14 protein-coding genes are annotated in these 20,821 nt (G+C 62.9%); 6 read left to right on the top strand and 8 right to left on the bottom strand.

Annotation, left to right across the window (positions count from 1 at the left end; translation table 11 throughout):
• Positions 1 to 332: 332 nt before the first annotated feature.
• Positions 333 to 1,292, bottom strand: coding sequence for a NaeI family type II restriction endonuclease (locus ACQY5A_RS21775; protein ID WP_428342367.1), 960 nt, complete (start codon positions 1,290 to 1,292; stop codon positions 333 to 335).
• Positions 1,293 to 1,580: 288 nt separating this feature from the next.
• A complete protein-coding gene (locus tag ACQY5A_RS21770; protein ID WP_428343280.1) occupies positions 1,581 to 2,576 on the bottom strand; it encodes a DNA cytosine methyltransferase in 996 nt (331 codons plus the stop codon).
• Between the two features lie 95 nt (positions 2,577 to 2,671).
• On the opposite strand from ACQY5A_RS21770, the gene ACQY5A_RS21765 reads away from it, so the two are divergent.
• The gene (locus ACQY5A_RS21765; RefSeq protein ID WP_428342366.1) at positions 2,672 to 3,127 is read left to right on the top strand and encodes a very short patch repair endonuclease; all 456 of its coding nucleotides are present in this window, start codon (positions 2,672 to 2,674) and stop codon (positions 3,125 to 3,127) included.
• Between the two features lie 124 nt (positions 3,128 to 3,251).
• On the opposite strand, the gene recD is transcribed toward ACQY5A_RS21765, so the two are convergent.
• The 3 genes from recD to recC are packed head-to-tail and all read right to left on the bottom strand — an operon-like array spanning position 3,252 to position 11,520.
• Complete coding sequence (gene recD / locus ACQY5A_RS21760; protein ID WP_428342365.1) at positions 3,252 to 4,964, bottom strand: exodeoxyribonuclease V subunit alpha; 1,713 nt, start codon at positions 4,962 to 4,964, stop codon at positions 3,252 to 3,254.
• Positions 4,961 to 8,236: an exodeoxyribonuclease V subunit beta gene (gene recB, locus ACQY5A_RS21755; protein ID WP_428343279.1), complete on the bottom strand. Its 3,276-nt coding sequence runs from the start codon at positions 8,234 to 8,236 to the stop codon at positions 4,961 to 4,963. Before recB ends, recD begins: the two co-directional genes overlap by 4 nt.
• Positions 8,236 to 11,520 (bottom strand): exodeoxyribonuclease V subunit gamma, encoded by a 3,285-nt coding sequence (recC, locus tag ACQY5A_RS21750; protein ID WP_428342364.1) that lies wholly within the window; start codon positions 11,518 to 11,520, stop codon positions 8,236 to 8,238. Before recC ends, recB begins: the two co-directional genes overlap by 1 nt.
• Positions 11,521 to 12,073: 553 nt before the next feature.
• Here recC and ACQY5A_RS21745 point away from each other — a divergent pair.
• The 4 genes from ACQY5A_RS21745 to ACQY5A_RS21730 are packed head-to-tail and all read left to right on the top strand — an operon-like array spanning position 12,074 to position 17,230.
• Positions 12,074 to 12,955: a hypothetical protein gene (locus ACQY5A_RS21745; protein ID WP_428342363.1), complete on the top strand. Its 882-nt coding sequence runs from the start codon at positions 12,074 to 12,076 to the stop codon at positions 12,953 to 12,955.
• On the top strand, positions 12,952 to 14,124 hold the full coding sequence (locus tag ACQY5A_RS21740) for a hypothetical protein (RefSeq protein ID WP_428342362.1): 1,173 nt from the start codon (positions 12,952 to 12,954) through the stop codon (positions 14,122 to 14,124). The genes ACQY5A_RS21745 and ACQY5A_RS21740 overlap by 4 nt, the downstream gene beginning before the upstream one ends.
• Positions 14,121 to 15,887, top strand: coding sequence for an Hsp70 family protein (locus ACQY5A_RS21735; protein WP_428342361.1), 1,767 nt, complete (start codon positions 14,121 to 14,123; stop codon positions 15,885 to 15,887). The genes ACQY5A_RS21740 and ACQY5A_RS21735 overlap by 4 nt, the downstream gene beginning before the upstream one ends.
• Before the next feature lie 2 nt (positions 15,888 to 15,889).
• Entirely contained in the window at positions 15,890 to 17,230 is a 1,341-nt protein-coding gene (locus ACQY5A_RS21730) for a hypothetical protein (RefSeq protein WP_428342360.1), read from the top strand.
• A 313-nt stretch (positions 17,231 to 17,543) separates the two neighbouring features.
• Here ACQY5A_RS21730 and ACQY5A_RS21725 read toward each other — a convergent pair whose 3' ends face one another.
• From ACQY5A_RS21725 to ACQY5A_RS21715, 3 genes are read right to left on the bottom strand one after another with little or no spacing between them, the layout of a single operon-like run.
• Positions 17,544 to 18,161 carry a VWA domain-containing protein gene (locus ACQY5A_RS21725; protein ID WP_428342359.1) on the bottom strand — a complete coding sequence of 206 codons (618 nt, stop codon included), beginning with the start codon at positions 18,159 to 18,161 and terminating at the stop codon, positions 17,544 to 17,546.
• Positions 18,162 to 18,208: 47 nt separating this feature from the next.
• Positions 18,209 to 18,589 (bottom strand): hypothetical protein, encoded by a 381-nt coding sequence (locus ACQY5A_RS21720; protein WP_428342358.1) that lies wholly within the window; start codon positions 18,587 to 18,589, stop codon positions 18,209 to 18,211.
• A 60-nt stretch (positions 18,590 to 18,649) separates the two neighbouring features.
• Positions 18,650 to 20,104 (bottom strand): ADP-ribosylglycohydrolase family protein, encoded by a 1,455-nt coding sequence (locus tag ACQY5A_RS21715; RefSeq protein WP_428342357.1) that lies wholly within the window; start codon positions 20,102 to 20,104, stop codon positions 18,650 to 18,652.
• 194 nt (positions 20,105 to 20,298) lie between these two features.
• On the opposite strand from ACQY5A_RS21715, the gene ACQY5A_RS21710 reads away from it, so the two are divergent.
• Positions 20,299 to 20,814, top strand: a complete 516-nt coding sequence (locus ACQY5A_RS21710) for a nitroreductase family protein (RefSeq protein ID WP_428342356.1) — start codon at positions 20,299 to 20,301, stop codon at positions 20,812 to 20,814.
• Positions 20,815 to 20,821: the final 7 nt, after the last annotated feature.

The raw sequence follows: 20,821 nt of genomic DNA, 5'->3' as shown, positions 1-20,821 counted from the left end.
GCGACGCCCTCATCGAGCGGCAACTCCATCTGCCGGTTCGCAGGGTTTGACCACAACCAGCCTTAGGCCAGCCACATGTGCCGCGGCTGGCGATTAACCTGCTCTGGCGAACCATCTTTTAAGAAATTTGAAGAAGTACGTACCTGCTTTGCGTCTTACGGCGTCCGACGGATTCAGCGTCTAACTGGGCATACGCCACCAGTGCGGCCGCCGCCGCAAACTTGACTTGACGGCCGCGACCTGCAACAAGATACCCGCCCGACGGCGGATGGCGGGCGCGACTCATTGGAGCGGGCTGCGGAGTGCGGGCAAGGGAATATGCACGCCGACTGCTATGTCCTCCTCCTACCTACGTCGGGCGCGGGCACGACCGGATCTCCGGGACGCGCCAGCGCCCAGCGCTGATCATCGATCACAGCGACAGGGTCCGTCCGATCAGAATGCGCGGGCACCACCCGTGTGGCAACTAACTCACCTTTGCTTGGCAGGGGTAACCCGAGGGCGTGGGCGACGAGCGGATCGTTGTCCTGGTGACCGAGGACCAAGATCCCCTCGGGGCGTAGGGCTGTCCTTGCGCCCCCGTTACCACGGGCACGCTTCATGAAGTCGTCCTGCTGGGCGACGGTTGCCAGCTCCGCGCGGCGCACGATGCGGCCATGCACCCGACGGAATAGCTCGTTGACTCGCACCTGGCCGTGTCGGTCACCACGGCTGGACCGCGCCCCAAAAATGGCATCTCGGGTCGCTGCGTCGAGTTGATAGAACAGGTTCGGGGGCAGGCCAGGGTGTTCCGGCCACAACCAGCGAATCCGCTCGCGCCCCAGCGATGCGAGCGTCGTTTTCGCGTCCCTATTCTGCGTACCTCGCGTAGTTTCGGGCGCGACGCGCATGATGCCGGCCCGCCAAGTCGCGGCTTGATCATTTGCCGTGATCAACAGCACGATCTCATCGATCACTTCTGGTGGCAGCATCCACCCGAATGGCTTCATCGAGTACTTACAGTCAACCTGCGTCCCTGCGATCCGATAGTCCGTCTCCTTGCCGTCCTCGAATCCAAACTCCCGGTGTAGGTTGATTTCGACCAACGTGCCCATATGAGTCTTCTCGGTCTTGTGCAGGTCGTTAAAGTTCCATCGGCCCGTGTGCTGGCCGTCGTAGAGCTGATCGAATGTGTTGCGGAGCACGGCACCAATGCGATCCCCGCTGGGATCTAACCGGTAAAGCTCAGCTTCCACACTGTCCAGCTCAGGATCCGCCGCGGGCGGCCACGAAATATCGAGCGGCGGGATCACGGCTGCACTCCTTGCCAACGACGGCACGACCGACACCCATATTAATCATTCGCTACAGGTTGCAATAGAGCACCTGCCGCTGGTGCCGTTGTGCCCAAATGGCTGTGGCGCGGCTCGGGCGAGTTCTCATTAACCGGTAAGCTGATTTGTAAATGCCGAGCCGCATTTCCGAATTGAGTTGTCAATATTAGTGAAGAAGCACAGTTCGTGCGCTGCTCGCAGCTTCGCAAACACCCGAAGGACCTTATTGCACGGCTCGATCCTGAAACTTGCCGTGCCGGCGAACACCTAGGCCGAGCGAACGACCGCCAAATGGGGACGCTCTGGGCGGCGGCGAGTCGCTACGCCGCGCAACGCTTTCGCGATCGCTTTTCCGACGGCTTCTGCGACTGGCGGCGGAAAAGCGTTGCCAATCTGGCGATATGCAGCGGTCTTTCGTCCGTGGAATTTCCAGTCCTGCGGAAAACCTTGCAATACTGCCGCCATCTCCAGCGTCAAACGTGGCGTGTGATCAACCGGAGTCAACTCGTCCGGACCGAAGTTGGCGAGTCCCTTACCATCCACACCAAGTTCTAGCCATGCCGCGCGCGCTCGCGTGGGCCCGAGGTCCGGGCCGCCATGCTTGCGCGATCCTCCAACGAGGGTCGGCCCGACACCATCGGCCTTCCCAGCCCACGCCTCGGCACCTAGCCATCCGTCACGCGCCATCAGAGGGTAAAGCACCTCGCCGACCGTCGGAGGCGTTCTCTTCGCACCTGGCCACTTGAAGTGCTTAAAGTACTCAGGTTTGGTAGCGACCAGAATGAATCGCGGCCGCAACTGTGGAACCCCGAATTCACAGGAATTCAACACTTGCCAGTCCGATTCGTAACCTAGTTCGGTCAGCCGCGACCGTATGGAGTTGCGATAAGTCTGGAACCTCACGCTCGAAAGACCTCGGACGTTTTCGAGCATGACAGCCTTAGGCTTAGCTTCCTCGACAAGGCGAAGTGCTTCGGGGAAAAGGTCCCGCTCATCGTCTTCGCCGAGCTGCTTGCCCGCAATCGAGAACGGAGGACATGGAACACCGCCTGCTAGCAGGTCAATGCCGCGGTAGTCGGTGCCATCAATCTCGTGTACATCGCCTTCATGGATATTCCACAGCGGCCGATTAATACGCAGGGTTTGGCAAGGCTCGGGCTCAATCTCGACCGCCAGCTCGTGAGAGAAGCCGGCTTGGTCAAGGCCGAGGGACTGGCCACCGGCACCGGCGCAGATCTCCAGGCAGCTCAATCGGTCGACCATTTCCACCTTTCGCAGTCTTTCGAACACATGTTCGAAAGTTAACTTTACCGCTGCACCGGCCAGGTCGGCAAACCCGTCGGACGTACGGTATCTGCATGGGGATTCCGAGCGGCGTCGGCGCGCCGACGGCGAATCCGCGACCTACGTATGTCACGACTCCCGGCCGTTCTCGGAATATGACCGCGATCCGGCGACGGGATACAAAGCCCGAGGTCAGGCTACGTTCGGCACTCCACCGGCTGGGTTACCGGTTCCGCAAGGATCACCCGATCCGGATTGATGAAAAGCTCATCCGCCCAGACATCGCATTCACAAAACGCCGCGTCGCCGTATTCGTGGATGGCTGCTTCTGGCACTGCTGTCCAGAACACGGTCGACAACCCAGCGCGAACAGCGAGTACTGGTCCCCAAAGCTGGAGGGCAATGTCAGGCGAGACCGCGGTCAGACGACCGCGCTGCAATCTGCCGGATGGATGGTCCTGCGATTCTGGGAACACGAAGAGCAAGGATCGGTTGTCGCGACTATCAAGCATGCACTCGAAACGCTTTGACCGCCCAAGTTCGAGCAGCCGCATCACTAACCGCGCACCCATTTTAGTATTGGATGATAATTCGGAGGCGCACCGGAGTGCCCCGGAATGCGGCCTAGGGGCAACCAGTATCGAGTGTCTGTCACTACCGCAAGCGAAGTCGCAACCCTGTCGCCCGAACCGCCCGTCGTGCGATCGCCGCCGCCACCGAGGCCTCCGACCCCACCACTCGCACCTTCCTCTTTGCCCGAGTCATCGCCGTGTAGAACAACTCTCGCGTCAGCAACCGCGAATCCTTGCCTGGCATAAGCACTGTCACTTCCTCGGCCTGGCTGCCTTGAGACTTGTGGATCGTCATCGCGTGCATGGTCTCGACGTCAGAGAGTCGGCTGGTCGCGAAATCCAGCGGTCCGCTGGCGCCCGCGATGACGGCCCGAAGCCCATCGGCGCGGGCGACGGCCACACCGGTATCGCCGTTGTATACGTGCAGTCCGTGGTCGTTCGCGGTTACCAGGAGCGGGCGACCGGGATACCATTCCGACCACGGCGGCTGACCAGTCACTTCGGAAAGCCATTGCTCGACTTGCCGATTCCAGTGGCGCACCCCGAACGGTCCTTCCCGATGTGCGCACAACAGTCGATGCGCATCGAGCGTCGCGAGCGCGACATCGTCGGCGCCGAACTGCGCGGCGTCGCGGAGTCGTATCGCGTGCGGCAACAAGACCGAGCGCAGAGCCTCAGACGCATCATCGGCTTCAATGAATTCGATATGCTCGCCGCCGGCGTGTAGTAGCTCCAACGCACGATCCGCATCGCCGACCCGGATCGCTTCGGCGAGAATGCCGATCGACTCGCCGAATCGGTGCGACGTTTTCAGCGTCGCCACCCGCATATCGGTGCGCGCAGAAATGCCGTCGACTAAGTCGGCCAGTACGGCACCGGCTTCCACCGACGCCAGCTGATCGGCGTCGCCAACCAGGATCAGCCGCGAATCTGGGCGCACCGCCTCAAGCAGCCGCGCCATCATCGTTAGCGAAACCATCGACGTCTCGTCGACAACAATCACATCGTGCGGCAACCGGTTTCCGCGATCGTGCCGAAACCGCGACGACGTGTCGGGTCGGCTGCCTAGCAGCCGATGCAGCGTCATTGCCCGCAGCGCACCGAGCCGCGCCCGGTCGGACTCGCCCAACTCAGCGACCTCGTGCTGCACCGCCTCCTGCAATCGGGCTGCAGCCTTGCCAGTCGGTGCCGCCAACGCGATCCGTGGCCGAGGCGCGGCGGACAGCTGCGCTTCCTCAGCGAGCAATGCCAGTAGCCGCGCAATGGTGGTGGTCTTACCGGTTCCGGGGCCACCGGTTAAAACAGTTACTGCTTGTGCCAGAGCGATTTCCGCGGCTTCGCGCTGCTCTTCGAAACCGGCCGGGAAAAGTCGCTCTGAGGTGGGCAAATTGCCGGTCGACTTGGATATCCGCAGCGCCAACAAGTCGTCGCAGACCTGCTTCTCCTCACGCCAATACCGGTCGAGATAGAGCAGTCGCTCGTCGTAGAGATGCAGAACCTGGTCAAGCAGCGCACTGTCTCGTACCGCCGCGAGCCAGCCCGCCGACTCGGGCCATGGCACGTCGTCGACGCCTATGTCGGAAGCGATGGTCGCCAGCTCGACGCAGACCGATCCGCCGCGAAGTCCGCGCACCAGCAGTGCGACCGCGAGCGCTACGCGTTCGTCGGCCTCTTTGCCGAGGAGGCAGATCCGGTCGGCTACGCGAACGTCCGAAACATCCAGCACGCCAGCCTCGTTGAACGTCTGCAGCAAGCCGCTCGCGCCCACGGCAAGATCCACATCGGTGACCGTCACGCTGCCTGCCTTCCCTCGTCGAGAAGATCCGAGAGCGCGACCACCAACGCGGCCGGTGGCTGCCAGCTGAACACTCCGCATGGCTGCCCGTCGATCAGTGGGGTGTCAGGGCCGCACATGCCTCGCACGAACAGATACAGCACTCCGCCGAGGTGGTGAGCCGGGTCGTAATTCGGTACGCGCCACCGCAGGAAGCGATGCAGCACAACGGCATATAGCAATGCCTGCAGTGGGTAGTCGGAGTGCAGCATCGCCTCGGCTAGACGTGCATGGTTGTAGTCGGCTGCATTGTCACCGAGGTAGTTGGTCTTGTAGTCGACCACCAGGTAGCGCTGGCCGGGCAGCCGTAGCACCGCATCGATCGAGCCCGACAGGTATCCGCGGAGCGACTGGTTGCCCAACGCGGCGGAGGTCAACCGATCAACGTACGGCGATACAGGATCATCGGCAGGCAGGTGCGAGCGCAGCAACTCGCCGACATCGGACACTGACACGTTCGGCGCCGCACTACGCAGATCACCGCCGGCCAGCGGGATCTCGAAGTCCAACTCCCGCAACCGATCTGCCAGACTGATCTGTCGTAGCGTCAAACCGTCCGCCAGTGGGCCCAGTGATGTCTCGTTCATCGGCACCAACGCCGAGGCCAGTTCGGCGGCCGTCACATCCACCGACCACCAGTTCAGCTCTCGTCGTGCATGAGTTTCGAGCTCCGAAGCAAAGTCCGCGGCAGACGGATCGGCGTTCTCCAGCACCGCGTGCACCAGAGATCCGAACGTCGCGCCACGCGGCAGCGACGCCATCGGGGATACCACCAAAGGCCCGGATGCATTCTCGATCAACGAGATATCGCCGGTCTCGTCATCCAGTTCGGTGACTCCCGGCTCGCTGGTGACCCCGACCGTCTCGGCGACACGGATGAGACCGGAGTAAGAGGAGCGCCGCCACCCGGTGTCGATGCTGCGGTGAAAGTGCCGCATCTCCAAGTCAGATAGCCCCGGTTTGGCAGATACTGGTGGTGCTGCGGCCACCACCGAGGCCTCGATGACCGGACCGCCGGCCGCCTCCCATTCCTGGAACCGGGCCATCGCGTCGTCGTCGGTGATCTTCGGGCGATCGCAGCGGTCGGGCACCTGTGGCTCACCAGGGCGACGGCCACGCAACAGCCGCGACAAACCGCCGTTGGGCTCGTCGTAGGCCGGGGCCCACCACAGCACCACCTGCGACTGTGCGCGCGTCATCGCGACATAGCTCAGCCGGCTGACGTCGCTGGCGTCCTCGCGGCGGCCCTGCTGCTTGGCGGCCGCGACACCGGGGCCGTGCTTGCCGCCGATATACACGCAGCGTTCGCCCTCGTCATGAAAAACCACGAGGTCGTAGTCCTGGATATTGCGGTTGAACGCGAACGGCACATACACGACCGGGAATTGCAGTCCCTTGGCTGCATACACCGTTATCACCTGCACCGCAGTGGCGTCGCTGTCCAGCCGACGGTTGCGTTCGGTTGCGCCGCTGCGCTCTTCGCGTTGCTTGCGCAGCCAATCGCGCAGCCCCGGCAAACCCAACCGTTCGTGGTGCGCGACATCCTGCAGCAGCTGGGTGACGTGCGCGAGATCGGTCATCTGTCGCTCGCCGTCCTCCCAGGACAGCACCCGATCACCCATGCCGCGCAATTGCGCGGCTTCGAATACTGCGGCGACTCCGCGTTCCCTGGCGTGGGCGGCCCATTCGCGCAACGTGTCGGCAACCCGATCCGTGAGTGAATCACCCCCGGCCACCAGGGTTTCCGCGGTCTCACCGAAGAACACCGTCGCCGCGGCCGCGCGGACCATCCCAGGGCGGTGCGGTTGGTCAAAGGCCTCGAGTAGACAGAGCCAGTCTTCCGCGGCGTCGGAGGTGAACACGTCGGTATTGCCGGTGTACACCAACGGGATGCCCGCGCCGCACAGCGCCTGAAAGCACACCTCGGCGTCTCGATGCCGCTCGACGATCACCGCGATGTCACGGGCCCGCAACGGCTGACCGTCGAACGTCGCCCCGCTGGCCAGCAGCGCGCGGATATCGGCGGCGAGGTCAGCGCTGATGTGCTCCCGTATCGCCCCGATGGGCGGATTCTGAACCCCCCTGCGGCCCAACGCCGATCGCGCAACGACCCGCAACCGAAACGGATCGTTACGCGGCGCGCCCACCAGTCGATGACCGCGGTGGTGCGCCTCGACGTCATCCACCACGATGGCGGCATCACCGAGCTGGGCGCCACGCAGCATCACCTGCAGCCGGTCCAGCAGCGCGGAGTCACTGCGCCAGTTGGTGGCCAACGTCTTCTGCTCATCCGCCGTCGCCGCGGCCGCCAGATACGTCACGACGTCGCCGCCGCGAAACGCATAGATGGCCTGCTTCGGATCACCGATCAGGATCACCGTGGCGTGCCCGCTGAACGCGCGGTCGATCACCTGCCACTGGATCTGATCGGTGTCCTGGAACTCGTCGACCATGACGATGGGCCAGCGGTGGCGCATGCGCGCTCGCGCGGGAGAGTCGTCGGTGTCGAGCGCGGCAGCCAGGCGGCTCAGCAGGTCGTCGTAGCTCAGCACGCCGAGCCGCCGCTTGCGGTTCTCCAGTTCGGCCAGAACGTCTTTCGCGAAATCGACACGAGCGGCGGCCTCCGAACCGGGGTCCGGGTCGCGGGGCCGCAACTCGGCTGCGGTGTTGTTGACCACCTCGCGGGCCAGCTTCAGCGCAGGCTCGTACTGCAGCACGGGATCGTCGCGTTCCTGGCCGAAGTGGGCGAGGTACAGATCGTCGACGATCTCGGTCGTGAGGTCGTCGAGACTTTCTAGCAGGGTGACGTTGGAGGCGGTATCGCCTGCCACGCCGAGCGACTTCAGCACCAGCTGGCAGAACTGGTGCGTGGTGGCGATCGTCGCCGCGTCGAAACCGGCCAACGCATCGCGCAGTCGCTGCTTGCGGGCATTGCGTTCGTCGTCAGGGGCGGCTCGCAAGTACGCCACCAGCTGGTTCTCGCCGACCGTCGAGGGGTCGTCGAAAGCGATTACAGCGTCGACGATTTGGCGGCGCACCCGCTCGCGCAGCTCCTGGCTGGCCGATCGGCTGAACGTGATGAGAAGCATCTGATCCAGCGTGGCCTTGCCCTCGGCGAGATAGCGCGTCACCAAACCGGCCAACGCGAAGGTCTTACCGGTGCCCGCGCTGGCTTGCAGCACGGTAGTGGACTTTTCGGCGGGCAGCGCACCGAGCAGCTCGAAGGGCTCCATCACGTGGGGATCCTCTCGGCGCGCAGCATCGGCAGCCAGAGCCGGCACGCATAGGCCCCGAGTCGGGTGTCTTCGCTGTCGAATTCCTCACCCGCGCGCAGCGGTGTCATCAGGTCAGACAGCCGCGCATCCTTGCCCCAGGCGCGCACATGCGCCGGCGACGCGTCTTCCCCCGGGTACAGATTGCTCCGCCAGCGATAATCCGCGGCCTGTACCGGGTCGTCGCCTTCATGCCGTGCGACCGCCCACGCGTACGAAGTCTTGACGGGCAGGGGGAGCGGTTCGCGGCGGCCCGCGTCGTAAATCGCCACCAGCTCGCGCAACACCTCGACAGCATCACCATCTGGTCGGCCCAACTCTTCGACTAGTGGGGTGATGCCTCGCTTTGGTCGCCCGATGCACGCGGCCGACCAGTCCTGTCGGGATTCACGAGCGAACAACGCCAGCAACGGAATCCACGATGCCAGCAGATGCTTGCCGTCCAACTTCGAGTAGGTCACCGATACCAGGCGGTGGCCATACACCGCCGGGAGGGTTCCGCTGAGGCGCCGGCCGCCACCGAGCTCGATGTCGACGTCGTACGGCGTGGGATCCGTCGTGCGATATTGCTGCGCCTCGGTCGCCAGCAGGTTGGCCTGGTCGCGAATCTCGGTTGCCTTGCGCCACCCCAGCTGTCCCGGCGGCAGTGTGCCGCGGCGCCATTCCGCTTGGCGTGCTTGGTCGGCGGTCATGCCGCGCAGGACGTCGCCAAGTATCCGGTCGCCGACCGACCACTCTTCGAGGTTGTCGAGGTCCACCGGCATCGCGTCTTGGACGCCGTCGACGTCACGCGGCAATGTGAATTCCAACGCCCGGAAGAAGCCTTTCACCGGGTCTTTGAAGAAGCCGATCAAGTCCGCGAGGATGACGTCGTCGGCAGGTGGAGACGGCAGCGGTCCGGAAATGAATAACGGTTGCTCCTTGCGGTCGCCGGAGCTGGCCCGTGCTGCGCGCAGTGCCGTCGGGTCGAAGCTGAACGGGACTTTCGGCACCAGCTCGCCGGGGATGACATTGCGAATGTCGAACGGCTGCAACGGATGTTCGACGACGATGCGCTGCCGGATCTTTTCCCTAGTGGTCACGTCGAGCGTGTCCAGCAGTTCGTCCAGCGGCACCGCGGGCGGACGGGGCTGCCCCGAGTACTGATTGGCGCCGGTATAGGTGATGACCAGCTTTTCGGTAGCCGCGCCGACCGCGTCGAGCAGCAATTGCCGTTCCTCCGAACGGATGTCGCGTTCGCCGGTCATCGGGTCGCGGGCCAGCACGTCGTCGCCGTCGACGACGCCGAGGCGGGGGAAGACGCCGTCGTCGAGGCCGACCAGGCAGACCACCCGGTGCGGTACCGATCGCATCGGCACCATCGTGCACACGGTCAGTGTTCCGGTGCGGAAGTTGGCCCGGGTCGGCCGACCCGCTAGGTGCTGGTCGAGCAGCGCCCGGATATCGGGCAGCCGCAGCGTCGTGTCGCCGCGAGAACCGGCCTGCTCCAACACTTCCGCGAACTCGCGTTCCACCTGTCGTGTCTGGCAGGCGTCGGAGTCGCTGATCCGCGTCAACGCACTGACGCCGTCGGCCAGAGCGCTGAGCCACTCGCGTAGCGGCCGCGTGCCGGACAGCGCGTCGGCCGCACGTTCGAGACGGCAGACGAACTCGGCGAGCTGGCCGGCCAACTCGACGCGGTTGCTGCCGACGTCGTCGAGGGGCAGCGTGGTGTCGATCCAGGCGTGGGCATCGTCAGACATCGCGACCCCGGCTAAAATTCGGTCGATACCGAAACGCCATGTGTTGTGGACGAAGTCGACGTGGTACGGCTGGCGATGTTCTCGGTCGAATCCCCACCGGATGTTCGCCTGCCGCACCCAGCGAGTGATCGACTCCAGGTCGTCATCGGTGAAGCCGAATCGGGCTCGCACCGGCGCGGTCTCCGCGATGTTGAGCACCTCGCTGGCCGTCACCCGGCCGTCAGCCAACGCCAGCAGTTGCGCGGCCAGGGCAAGCAGGGGGTTGGTCTGAATCAGCGACCGGTCGGCGAGCTTGACCCGCAGCCGGTGAGCGGGATGCGCGCCGTGCACCACGTCGCCGAGTCCGAAGTCGGCGACGATCAGCGGCGCATACGTCTCGATGTCCGGGCACATCACCAAGATGTCGCGCGGCTCCAACGTCGGGTCGTCTTGCAGCAGACCGAGCAGCACCTCACGCAGCACATCGACCTGACGGGCCGGTCCATGGCAGCTGTGCACCTGCACTGAGCGGTCGTCTGCAGCGAGCGTACGTCCTTGTGGCCGAACGGCATTGGCGGCGATGTCGGACTGCAGCCATCCCAGCAGGATCTCTGAGCGATCCCGAATGGGCAGGTATTCGTTGGTCTGCACATCGGCCGGCAGGCTGCGCTGCAATTCGCGCAGGTCGCGGCCGAGGGTGGCCAGCAGCGGATGGTCGACCTCGCGGTGGCTGGTGTCCTCGCGACGCGGGATAGCCCCGTGCTGGCCGCCGAGCTTCCGCCACAACGCGTCGCTGGGGTGGGGCAACCACAGATGCAGATCGTGATGGGTCGACAACGCCCGCAGTAGCTCGATGTCGGTGCAGGCCAGGCGGGTGTGCCCAAACAGTGATAGACGGGCTGGCAGGTCGCTCGGTCCTTCTTGCAGCCGCGACACGGTTTTCTGCTGGCGGATGTGTGGGGGATCTGCGTCGATGCGATCGACTAACGCGCGCCACAGCTCGGGCTGCCAACGCAGATCGGGATCGACTCCGGCTGTGTTGCCGTCGAGCCACTCAATAAGCAGTTGCGGACGTTGGCGGGCGTAGGAAGCGAATAGTCCGGCCAGCCGTCGTGCCACTGAATACCTTCGGCCCCTTCGTAACTCGGGTTCTTCGCCGGTATCAAAATGACCCAAGTGCTTCGCCAGGGTGGTGCACCACGGTTGATCGAGCGAGCCGTCGATCGTCTCGATCAGCGGCCACGTCATCGAGTCCGGTGACCACGGATCGTCGTCGACGGTCCCGGTGATCTCGGCGATCAACGAGGCCGGGCTGCGAAACGCCACCCCGGCGCAGACCCCATCGCCCTTGCCGCCGGCCCCCAGGACATGCGACAGTCGCTGGCTCAGCCAGCGCTCGACCCCGCGGGCCGGCACAAGGACGAGTTCCTCGGCGAACGGGTCTGGCAGTGGGTTAGCCAGCAGTGCGCCGAGGCCGTCGGCCAGCAGGTCGGTGCGCTCGGCACGGTGGACGTGGAGTGCCATTAAAATCCACCCTAGAACGGGATGCGGATGCCGACGACCGGTTCGGCAGTTTGTCGTACGAACGTACTAATCTGCAGCAGAAACGGAGCTGGTGATGACCGGTCGAATGACCGCTACTGGCGCAAAGTTAGTCGCGGCAGTCGCCAACGCGCACAACGAACATGGGACTTGGCCGCGCGGAGGCGGACGACTGGCGGTCGACAAACTTGTGCCGCGATGAGTACATCGTTGTCGGCGTGTCAGAGTATGTTCGCCGTTGGCGGACATTGAGTACTGACGCACTTGGCTGCAAGGCAGGCATTTGATGGGATTCTGGCACACCGGCTATCTCGACTTTCACGAGCCGATAGAACAGAGGAGCGGCGAGCCGCGACAGCCCCGTCCGCCCAACTTCCCGTGTCCGATCTGCCGAGTCAATTTTTCGACTGAGGCTGACCTCCGAATTCACACGTTCGAGGGGCATCCGACCGAGCGGCCGGTACTAGTCCTTCAGGGCCGGGAGTGTGGCCGAGGTAGGCTGACGATCACGTACAAAACCGCGAACAGCGACTGGGTGATCAAAAACGCTGACGCTGTGTGGATTAACGGCCACTCTATATCGGTTTCGGACGCGGTCGAGTTGTTGGCGGCGCAGCGGAACGGCGTCATCGACATCACTTTGGGCAACGGAAACGTCAAGCTCGACTTCCACTTCGAGTTCACTCTCGCGGAGGCTGACGATCTCGACGGAGTCGACGCAGCGCTACAGCATCTAATCGGCGGCACCGAACTCAGCCCCCGAACGATTGACGACTTCATCATGCGCTCAAAGCGATATTCGACTGGGGGGCGTTATTACTCCGGTCTCGCGGACTATCTCTATGGGGTCTTCGCGCGGGAAAAAGACGCGGAGCGCTTGGCCGTTGTCGGCGGCGCGGGGACGCGCTACGAAGACAGGTTCAACGGCGCCGTGGACATCCTCGGCGCCTTCGACCGGCCACCGGCAGAAGCCATCTGTGGCATCGTCGCATTTCACTACAACCAATTTCAACGCGCGATGACCAAGACTAAGAGTCAACGCGTGGCCGAAGTATCCATGCGCTTTCAGGCGATGCTGCGTGGCGAGATCTGGGAACGGGGTAGCCTCGCCCTCTCTCCTCATACGAGTTTGGATTTCGCTCTGAGTGACTCTGTGATTGAGGAGGTGCTAGCTTGGAGCGCTCTGCCTCTTGACGGCACCGCGCCGGCTCGAGACGTCGCCACCTTGGTTGCAAGCATCGGTATGCAGCGACAACCCGACGCGCTCAAACTGCACTTGATTGCCGCCGAGCATTACTTTGCCGCCGGTAATCTTGCGGGTGCGGCCCAGCACGCTGAGAAGCTCCGCCATGGCCACACGACGGAAAGCTGGTTCTCAGGCTTCCAGCATCGACTCCGGGGAGATTCGCGAAGGTGACCACCGATGGTCGGACAGAAGACACCGCGCCGGATAGCGAGTTGGGCAAAGCAAAGAGCGAAGCGCCCGCACCCTCGGCGCATTTGACGGAAACGAATCTGGCTCAATCCAAACCTGACGCCAACTCTAAGAAGAAAAAGAAGGTTGAGCGACCCGAAACTGTTGCTGCACTCTTTCAGTACGCATACCGCGAGGCGGTAGCCGGGCGCCAGCTAAATCTATCGCGCGATTTGACCTACCTCGTCGCGGACCCCGACTCGTTGCAGCAGGAGAAGGATTTGGTCCGAACGTTAGCTGCGGAGGACCCGTTACTCGCCGTGCCGCCGAACCTGCTGGCGGATATTGCCGATCTTCAGATCGCGCCTCATACCCGCGAGCGCATACTTGAGCTGTTATTGGTTGCCCTCGCCGTTCACAAAGTCTTCGAGGGCTCAATAGCGCAGTTGGTTGATCCGCGGGTCGAGCCTACGCTAACTGCCCGCGAGATTAGTAGCGTCGCAAGAATTTTCACCTCCGATATTGTCAGTCAAGAGCAGAGGTTAGAACGACGCGCTGCCAAGCGCGAGCAGATTCGCGTGAATGCTGTAACCGCGTTCGAGCTCTTTCGAGTTCTAAGGGACGGCTGGACAATTGAGCGGTTCATCGAAGACATGAGCGCATTCGTATGGGACGGGCCGAGTCTGCGCGCTCCGAGTGCGGCGGCGTTGCTAGCTACCGCCAAGACTGAACCTCTTAGTCAACTCGCTCGCCACTTTAGATCCCGTCTTCTCCAACAACAGCAAGCGACGGAGGGTGCCCACGAGCGGGCGGCGGCGCAGGTGCGTCGCGCTGAGATGGCAGAAGAAAGAACTAGGTCGATGAATGCTGCCCTCGAGAGTGAGAAGTCGCGTTCCCGCGAACTGCAGTCTCAGGCAGCTGAGCTTAGGCAGCTCCTAGAGACTGAACAGAGCCGCCGGTTCGTGGAGAGCACCCACGCCGCCCATGACTACGAGATCCTGCGCGCGCAGGTCATCCGGCAGCTAGCACCACAAATAAATCTTTTGACCGATGGGCTGCACGCCTTGCGGAACGGCAGCCCGGATGTCGCAGAAGAATTCGTCGACCGCGCGCTGACCAAGATCGACTCAGAAGTAAAGCGGCTCACGGAGCTCGAAGGAGAAACGCAGTGATCGTCGGGTTCGACTTCGGGACCACCAACAGCCTGGTCTCTGTCGTCGTTGGCGATGAGGCACTCCCCATACTCGACCGGGGTCGTCCACATCCGTCCGTCGTCCGGTACGAAGGCGAAGAGGTCATCGTCGGTCGCGAGGCCAGGGACGCATTGGAGGAAGTAGGCCTCGGTGTGTTCGGTAATACCGTGCGGTCACCGAAGATGTACCTCGGACGCGAGGACATCAGCGTTGGCGGTGTGAAGCGCAGCCCGGTAGACATTGTGGCCGACGTTATTGGACATGTGCGTGCTGAGTCCAAACGCAGTCGGGAGCGAAACGCGCTAGGAGACTTAGACCGAGCGGTGGTGACCATTCCGGTCAACATGAATGGACCTCGCCGCGCAGCTTTGCGTCAAGCATTCCAAAGAGCTGGTATCTCAGTTGTCCACTTCGTCCATGAGCCGTTCGCGGCGCTCTACGGGTACCTACGCGGCGGGCAAGATCCCGACAGTGCGATTCGCGCTCTAATGCGCCGCAACGTGCTTGTTGTGGACTGGGGCGGCGGCACGCTTGACCTGACGCTGTGTCGAATCGAGCCAGGTCACGTTGTGCAGCTTCGGAACGGCGGGACCGATCAGGTGGGCGGCGACAAGTTCGATGAGGTGATTCGCGACGAGGTAGTCGCTAGGTTCTCGAACAAGCACGGGATTGCGGAGACAGATCATCCAATCCGCGAAGCTCGGCTTCGACTCCGGGAGGACGCAGAAGAAAACAAGATAGCGCTGTCGGAGCGGGCCAGCGTCACGTTTTACAGACCGAATTATTTTCCCGAGTCCGGCACCACGCTTCAGTATCCGCTGAACCGCCAGGAGCTTGAGGAGATCACCCGGCCACTAGTCGCTGCGGGTATTCACGAAGTCGAGTCCCTCTTGAAGAGCGTGGATATGGCAGCCGCGGAGGTTTCGCTCTGCGTAATGGCTGGCGGTATGGCCGCCATGCCGAGTATCCGCAGCCAACTACACGAACTCTTTGGTCCGCAAAAGGTAGTCATCCCAGACAACAGTGCAACACTGATCTCCGAAGGAGCGGCTTGGATCGCTCATGACAAACAGCGGCTTGTGCTTGCGAAGCAGATCGAATTGGAGATGGCACGCGGTTACCGGCTTCCGCTCCTCCGTCGGGGCACGCATATGCCGACCTTGGGACTCGTGCATTCTGACCAATTTCACCTCTTCTGCACGGACCCTACCGACGGGTCTGCGAAGTTTTCGATCGTTGCCCCAACTGATCTTCACGAGCAACCGCAGGCCAGCGATCCAAGGACCTCGCTGGGCATGTTCACCGTGAACGTTGACAAGAACGCGCCGCCGCTCGCCGAACGACTGGAGCTCGCCTTGGAAATTAACGACGACCTGATTCTGTCCATCAATGCCGAATCGACTCGCCAAGACGATCACGCCGAAGCATCGTACTTTGACCTCGAATTCGGCATCGGGCTGCCGGGCAGCGATGACCTTGGTCCGGTTGACGTCACCGACGACTCCGACCCTGCGCGAGCAACCGGAGGCCTCGTAGTGCGCGCCAATGTTGCCGACCGCGCGGACCCGAAACTCATACCCGGGGATGTGTTTGAAAAACACAAGCGAGGAGCTTTGGCGAGACTTCCCGGACGTATCCAGGCCACCGAGGAACAATTGATCGAAAACCTTTACTACAAGCCGTGTTCCGTCTGTGGACTTGCGTGGGGAGACCCCGCATGTAGGTGCGCTTCGGAGGCCTAGACATGGCGGCGCAGCAGACTGTTGTGCGCGTCGTTGACGGCGCGCTGACTGTCGACGAGGCAATTCGGCGACCTGTGCGGCTGACCCCTGATGGATATGCGGGCGTCGTCTATGCCGGCGCGGTCTATCCATTGTTCGCCGACAACTTTGTCGACATCTCCGGCCCTTCGTGGGAAGTGGAGGACTGCAACCGATTCCTCTTGGCAGGCACCGCGATTCCATACGCCGCTCGCCAGGCCGTGCCGCAACAATTTGCGGGATTCGATGGCGAGTGGAACGTCGAAACCAATCAGTTCGGACACTACGTGGTGTTCAACGCATCCGAGCGCGTCGCGTCGGGTGTCGTGGACGCCTTAGAGATAGCGGGTCTTTCGGTCCAGCGCTGGGACGTTAGCCATCGCCCAGCGAGCGACGACAAGTTCTACGACTGGTTCGCGCGGGTACGTTTCAAAGGAACTCACGCCGAGGTGATGTCCCTGGTCGATAACGCGTTTTCGCGTCCTGCAGCGGCTGACGTTATGGCGCCTGTGGTTTCGCGTCCGGCGGCACCGACTCCCCTGGAGGATCTCGAGGCACAGGTCGAAAGACTCCTGGAACAGGTTGTCGGTCTTCGTGAACGTCTCGACGCCTCCGAAAGCCAAGCAGCGCTCCTACAAGAACGGCTCACGGCAGCCACCTCGCGAGAGTCCAAGTTGTCAGGAGACCTCGATCGGGCTCTTGAACACCAGAAGTCATTGCACGATCAGATTGCTGAACTGAGTCGGGCGCCGGAGCAGTCGGCCGACACGAAAGCTCTATTGGCGCAGCAGTCCGAGACCGAGGAGTTGCTCGAATTTGCATTTGCCGAAAACGCCGAGCTGCGCGACCAATTGTCAGCTTTCCGTGAACGGACCGAGCAAGGCGACTCGAGAATCTTGACCTTGGAGTCAACCATTCTGGGTTTGCAGGGGCGGCTGGAAGAGCTGGGAGAGCAAGAGCGGGAACGGCGTCGAACGACGACAGCACGTATCGCTCCGCGGCGCGGCGTTTCAGGTTTCCTTGACTCAGTCTTCGCGCGACTCACGTTTGTTTTAGATAGCGTTGAAGTCTTAGCCAACCTCGAGGCGCCTACGGCAGTGATGCGAAGTCTCGTTCAAATCGATATGGGTGAGGTCGTAGGTAAGGATCTTGAAAGCGCGCGCGGTTGGCGCGAGGTCTCCAAGTTGGCCACGGGGATTCCCGGTAGTGAGGACATGGGTCGGATCTATTACAAACCGGATGGCAAGCGCGTACTTGTCAGTGTCGATATAAAGCAGAACGACAAACAGCAGCGTCGCCATATCGAGCGACTTCGATCTTTCTGAGCGGGTGTAAAGGTACACCCCCGGCGTGGATCATCGGAGTCCGACACCCGTTAGCTCCGACCACCATCCAGGCGCTGACCGACCATGTTGTTTAACAAAAGGTTTCACCGCGTGAAATTTGCGACAGTTCGCAACGCACGGCCCAGGAAGTTTGCCCACGAGCGCGGAGTGACGCTGACTGACTGGCGCAGGCCGTGCGTTCGAGGGTTGTACCCTGCGTCAGTCTGTCTCGGTGCGGCCGGACCGCAGAAGTCCTCGTCGCTGCGATTCCGTCGGCAGCCTCGGGATTTGAGGCGCAATTGCCGCGCTTGGCTCACTCATCCGCCAAGCGTTTGCGCTGCGTGTCCGTGAACTCGGGCATGACTGCGCACGCGTCCTCCATCCTGGCGTTGCGGTAGCCGCGGATATTTTCGGACACGGTCAGCATCGTGTCGCGAGATTTGCCCCTGGCGTAAGTGACGGCCAGCCCTTCTTTGACACCCAGACCCTTGCCCACCTCGACGGCGTCCTGATCGGCGCCCATGTAGAGAAACTCCCATCCGTGGTCGTTAGTTTGTTGCTCCACAAGCGCTTTGATATCTGCCTGCCGCCATTCCCGGCTGGCATTCTCCAGACCGTCGGTCATGATTGCCACGATGACCGTGCCCGGTTTGTTGTCCTCGGGCAGGGCGTTGATTTCGGCGGCGGTATCGGTGATGAGCTTGCCCATGGAGTCGTGTAGTGCTGTCATGCCGCGCGGAAACAGCGCCAGCGGGGGCACCTGTCCGATGGCAATGCCGCGGTAGACCACTTCGTACTCGTTGTCGAACTGCGCCAGCGTCGCGGTGCACAAGCCTTCGCCCGTGCGCTGCTCGGCAACGAATGCCTCGAATCCGCCGACGACATCGGAGGCGATCGATTGCATCGATCCGGACCGGTCGAGCAGAAACACCAGTTGGGTGAGTTTCGGGTTTGACATGAGTAGTCCTTTCGAGATCGCTAGGAGGGATTGGCTTTTCGGCGCGGTTTGAATCGCATCGGCTCAGCGGCTGCTGCCTGCGGCAGCGGTTGGCGGGCGTACTTGTCTTGGCGGGCGCGTTTGACGTCTTCGGCCTTCACGCGGCCGGCCGACGTGGAATATGGGCCCAGTCTGGCCGTGTTGGCTAGCCGTGGCCCCACCGCATTTTCGGTGAGGCCGGCGTGCTTGCCGGCCGCCGCGATCGACAGTTCGTCGTCGACGACGGCATTGGCCAGTTGCTCGTCGAGTAGCTGGCCGACCTCGTTGAGGATGGACCGAAGATGTTGCAGCACTTCGGCTGTGGACTTGGAAGATTCCGCTTGGTCAAGGAATGAGCGAATCAGCTTGTATTGATCGGACACACGTCACTGTACCGCATAATCTGCGGATGCCGCAACAACTGCGGATAACCATCGCATCGATCACCCACCCTTCGGGTGCAACCGCCGCAGCGCCGCGCGGAAGTCCGGGTTCGCGCGGGCTCCGGGCAGCACCTCGACCACGTCACGCAACGCAGTCTCGATGTCGACATCCCGCTTCCGGGCACCGTAGAGCGCCGAGATGGTGGGCGTGCGGCTGTAGGCCTGCACGCAATGCAGGAACACCGTCCTGCCATCGGCGCGCAACTGCTCCACCGCACGCACGGTGTCGAGCAGCACAAAATCGAGATTCTCGTTTTCGCCGACGTAATCGATGAGCCGCACATCCAGATGGGTCGCGCCCTCTGGCAACTGCGCATCGTTGACGCGGCAAAGTGAAACGATTGCGTCGACTTCCTCCGGCAGCTTCTGCAGCGCAGTCACACCGCCGATCCAGAGCCCGTCGTCGTAGGGATGTTGGACCAGCTGACGGGACTCGGGATATCCGCCATAGGTGTAGTCGAACCGGTCGGGCTGACCCTTCGCGATGATCTTGTCGGCCAGCGCGATCAGGCCACGGGTATCTAGCCCCGGCCAGCCGTGCAACATCAACCGCCAGCGCGCAGGCACTGCGGATGCCCCGTACGCCGCACCGAGCAGGCCACCGGCGATGGCCGCGACGGTGTCGGTGTCGTTGCCGCCCCGCACGGCTGTCTCCAGCGCGAGCCGCAGATGGTCGGCACGGAATACCTCTGATGCCGGATCATCCATGGGCACCGGCGTATTGACGATCGCCGACCAGGCGGCCTGCAGGCCAGCGACCACCCAGCCGTTCTTGTCGGCGAACGCCGACGGCTGCGACGCCTCGGCTTCGTCCAATCGAGACGACCACAGCGCGCGCCGGTCGGCGGGAATCCAGTCCAGGCCGCGGCGTACGTCGATCTCGCCGGTGAGGATGGCGTAGCGGATCGCAACGCACCACAGCACGCACGCGTCGCCGGCTTCCGGATCGAAGTGCGTCAATTCGCTGACGGTGCGGGCCGCTTCGACCAGCGCGTCCTCATCATCGAGGTAGGCGAGCGCCACCGGCGCGGTCCGCATCAACGATCCGTTACCCGCCGTGCGGCCGTTGCTCTTGTGCAGAGCCTCAGACTCGGCGCGGACGGTGTGCGCGGAGATGCCTCGCGCCTCCGCGGCGGACAGCACCGAACTGGTCTGCACACCGATGTCCTTGGCCGTCTGCGCCCAGAAGCTCCAACGATCGGCCAGATGGTCCTGAGCCTGCTCGTCGCGCAGGTCCGCTCCGTTGGCTGCGATCTCCGCGATCGCGATCGCCATCGAGGTGTCGTCGGTCCACTCGCCTTGCTCGAACGCGCCCAGCCCGCCGCCGATCATGTCGATGATAGCGTCGGAAGGCATCGGTGGGTCGAACTCGTATCCGGCGCCGAGGGCGTCGCCGGCCGCCGTGGCGAGCAGCGCGCCGCAGGCCCGATCACGTTGTGCAGCAGTCAAAGTCATGTCTTACCCCCTCGGTTATGAGTATGAGTGGATGGCGGGGTTAGTCGTCGTCAGGTGCGCATTCATGTATGTCGCCGATGATGTCGTAACCTTCCACGTCTTCATTGTGGCTGCTGGGTATGACAACTTCGTCGGCGATTGCACTAAGCAACCGGTGGCACTATGGCGAACGAACCTCAGACGGAAGGAATGCGATGGAAGCGTGGGATGCGATCACGGCTCGACGCAACGTGCGGGAGTACACCGAGCAGCTCGTCGCAGAGAAGGACCTGAACCGCATCGCCGAGGCGGGGTGGCGGGCGCCATCGGCGAAGAACCGCCAGGCCTGGGACTTCGTCATCGTCACCGGCAAAGAACACCTGCAGGAGCTGTCCACGGTGTGGCGGGGCGCTGGGCACATCGCCGGAGCTGCGGCTGCGATTGCCCTCGTCATTCCTGAACCGCCGGATGAGCGCCGCAGGGTCACCGACCAGTACGACGTCGGACAAGCGACCATGGCGATGATGATCGCTGCCACCGACCTCGGCATCGGCACTGGGCACTCGTCGGTGGGGGAGCAAGACAAAGCCCGCGCCATTCTCGGTGTTCCCGAGGGCTACGAGGTGGCCTACCTGCTCGGGGTTGGTTATCCGGCTGACCGTCCGCTCAAGCCGATCCGCAAGCCAAACCGCCGGCCGTTCGAAGAGGTTGTGCACCAAGAGCATTGGTGAGCAGTGC

It is taken from the genome of Mycobacterium sp., assembly GCF_965277065.1.
In the GTDB taxonomy this organism is placed as follows: domain Bacteria; phylum Actinomycetota; class Actinomycetes; order Mycobacteriales; family Mycobacteriaceae; genus Mycobacterium.
The sequence above is the reverse complement of the archived record's forward strand: the minus strand, read 5'-3'. Positions and strand labels throughout refer to the sequence as shown.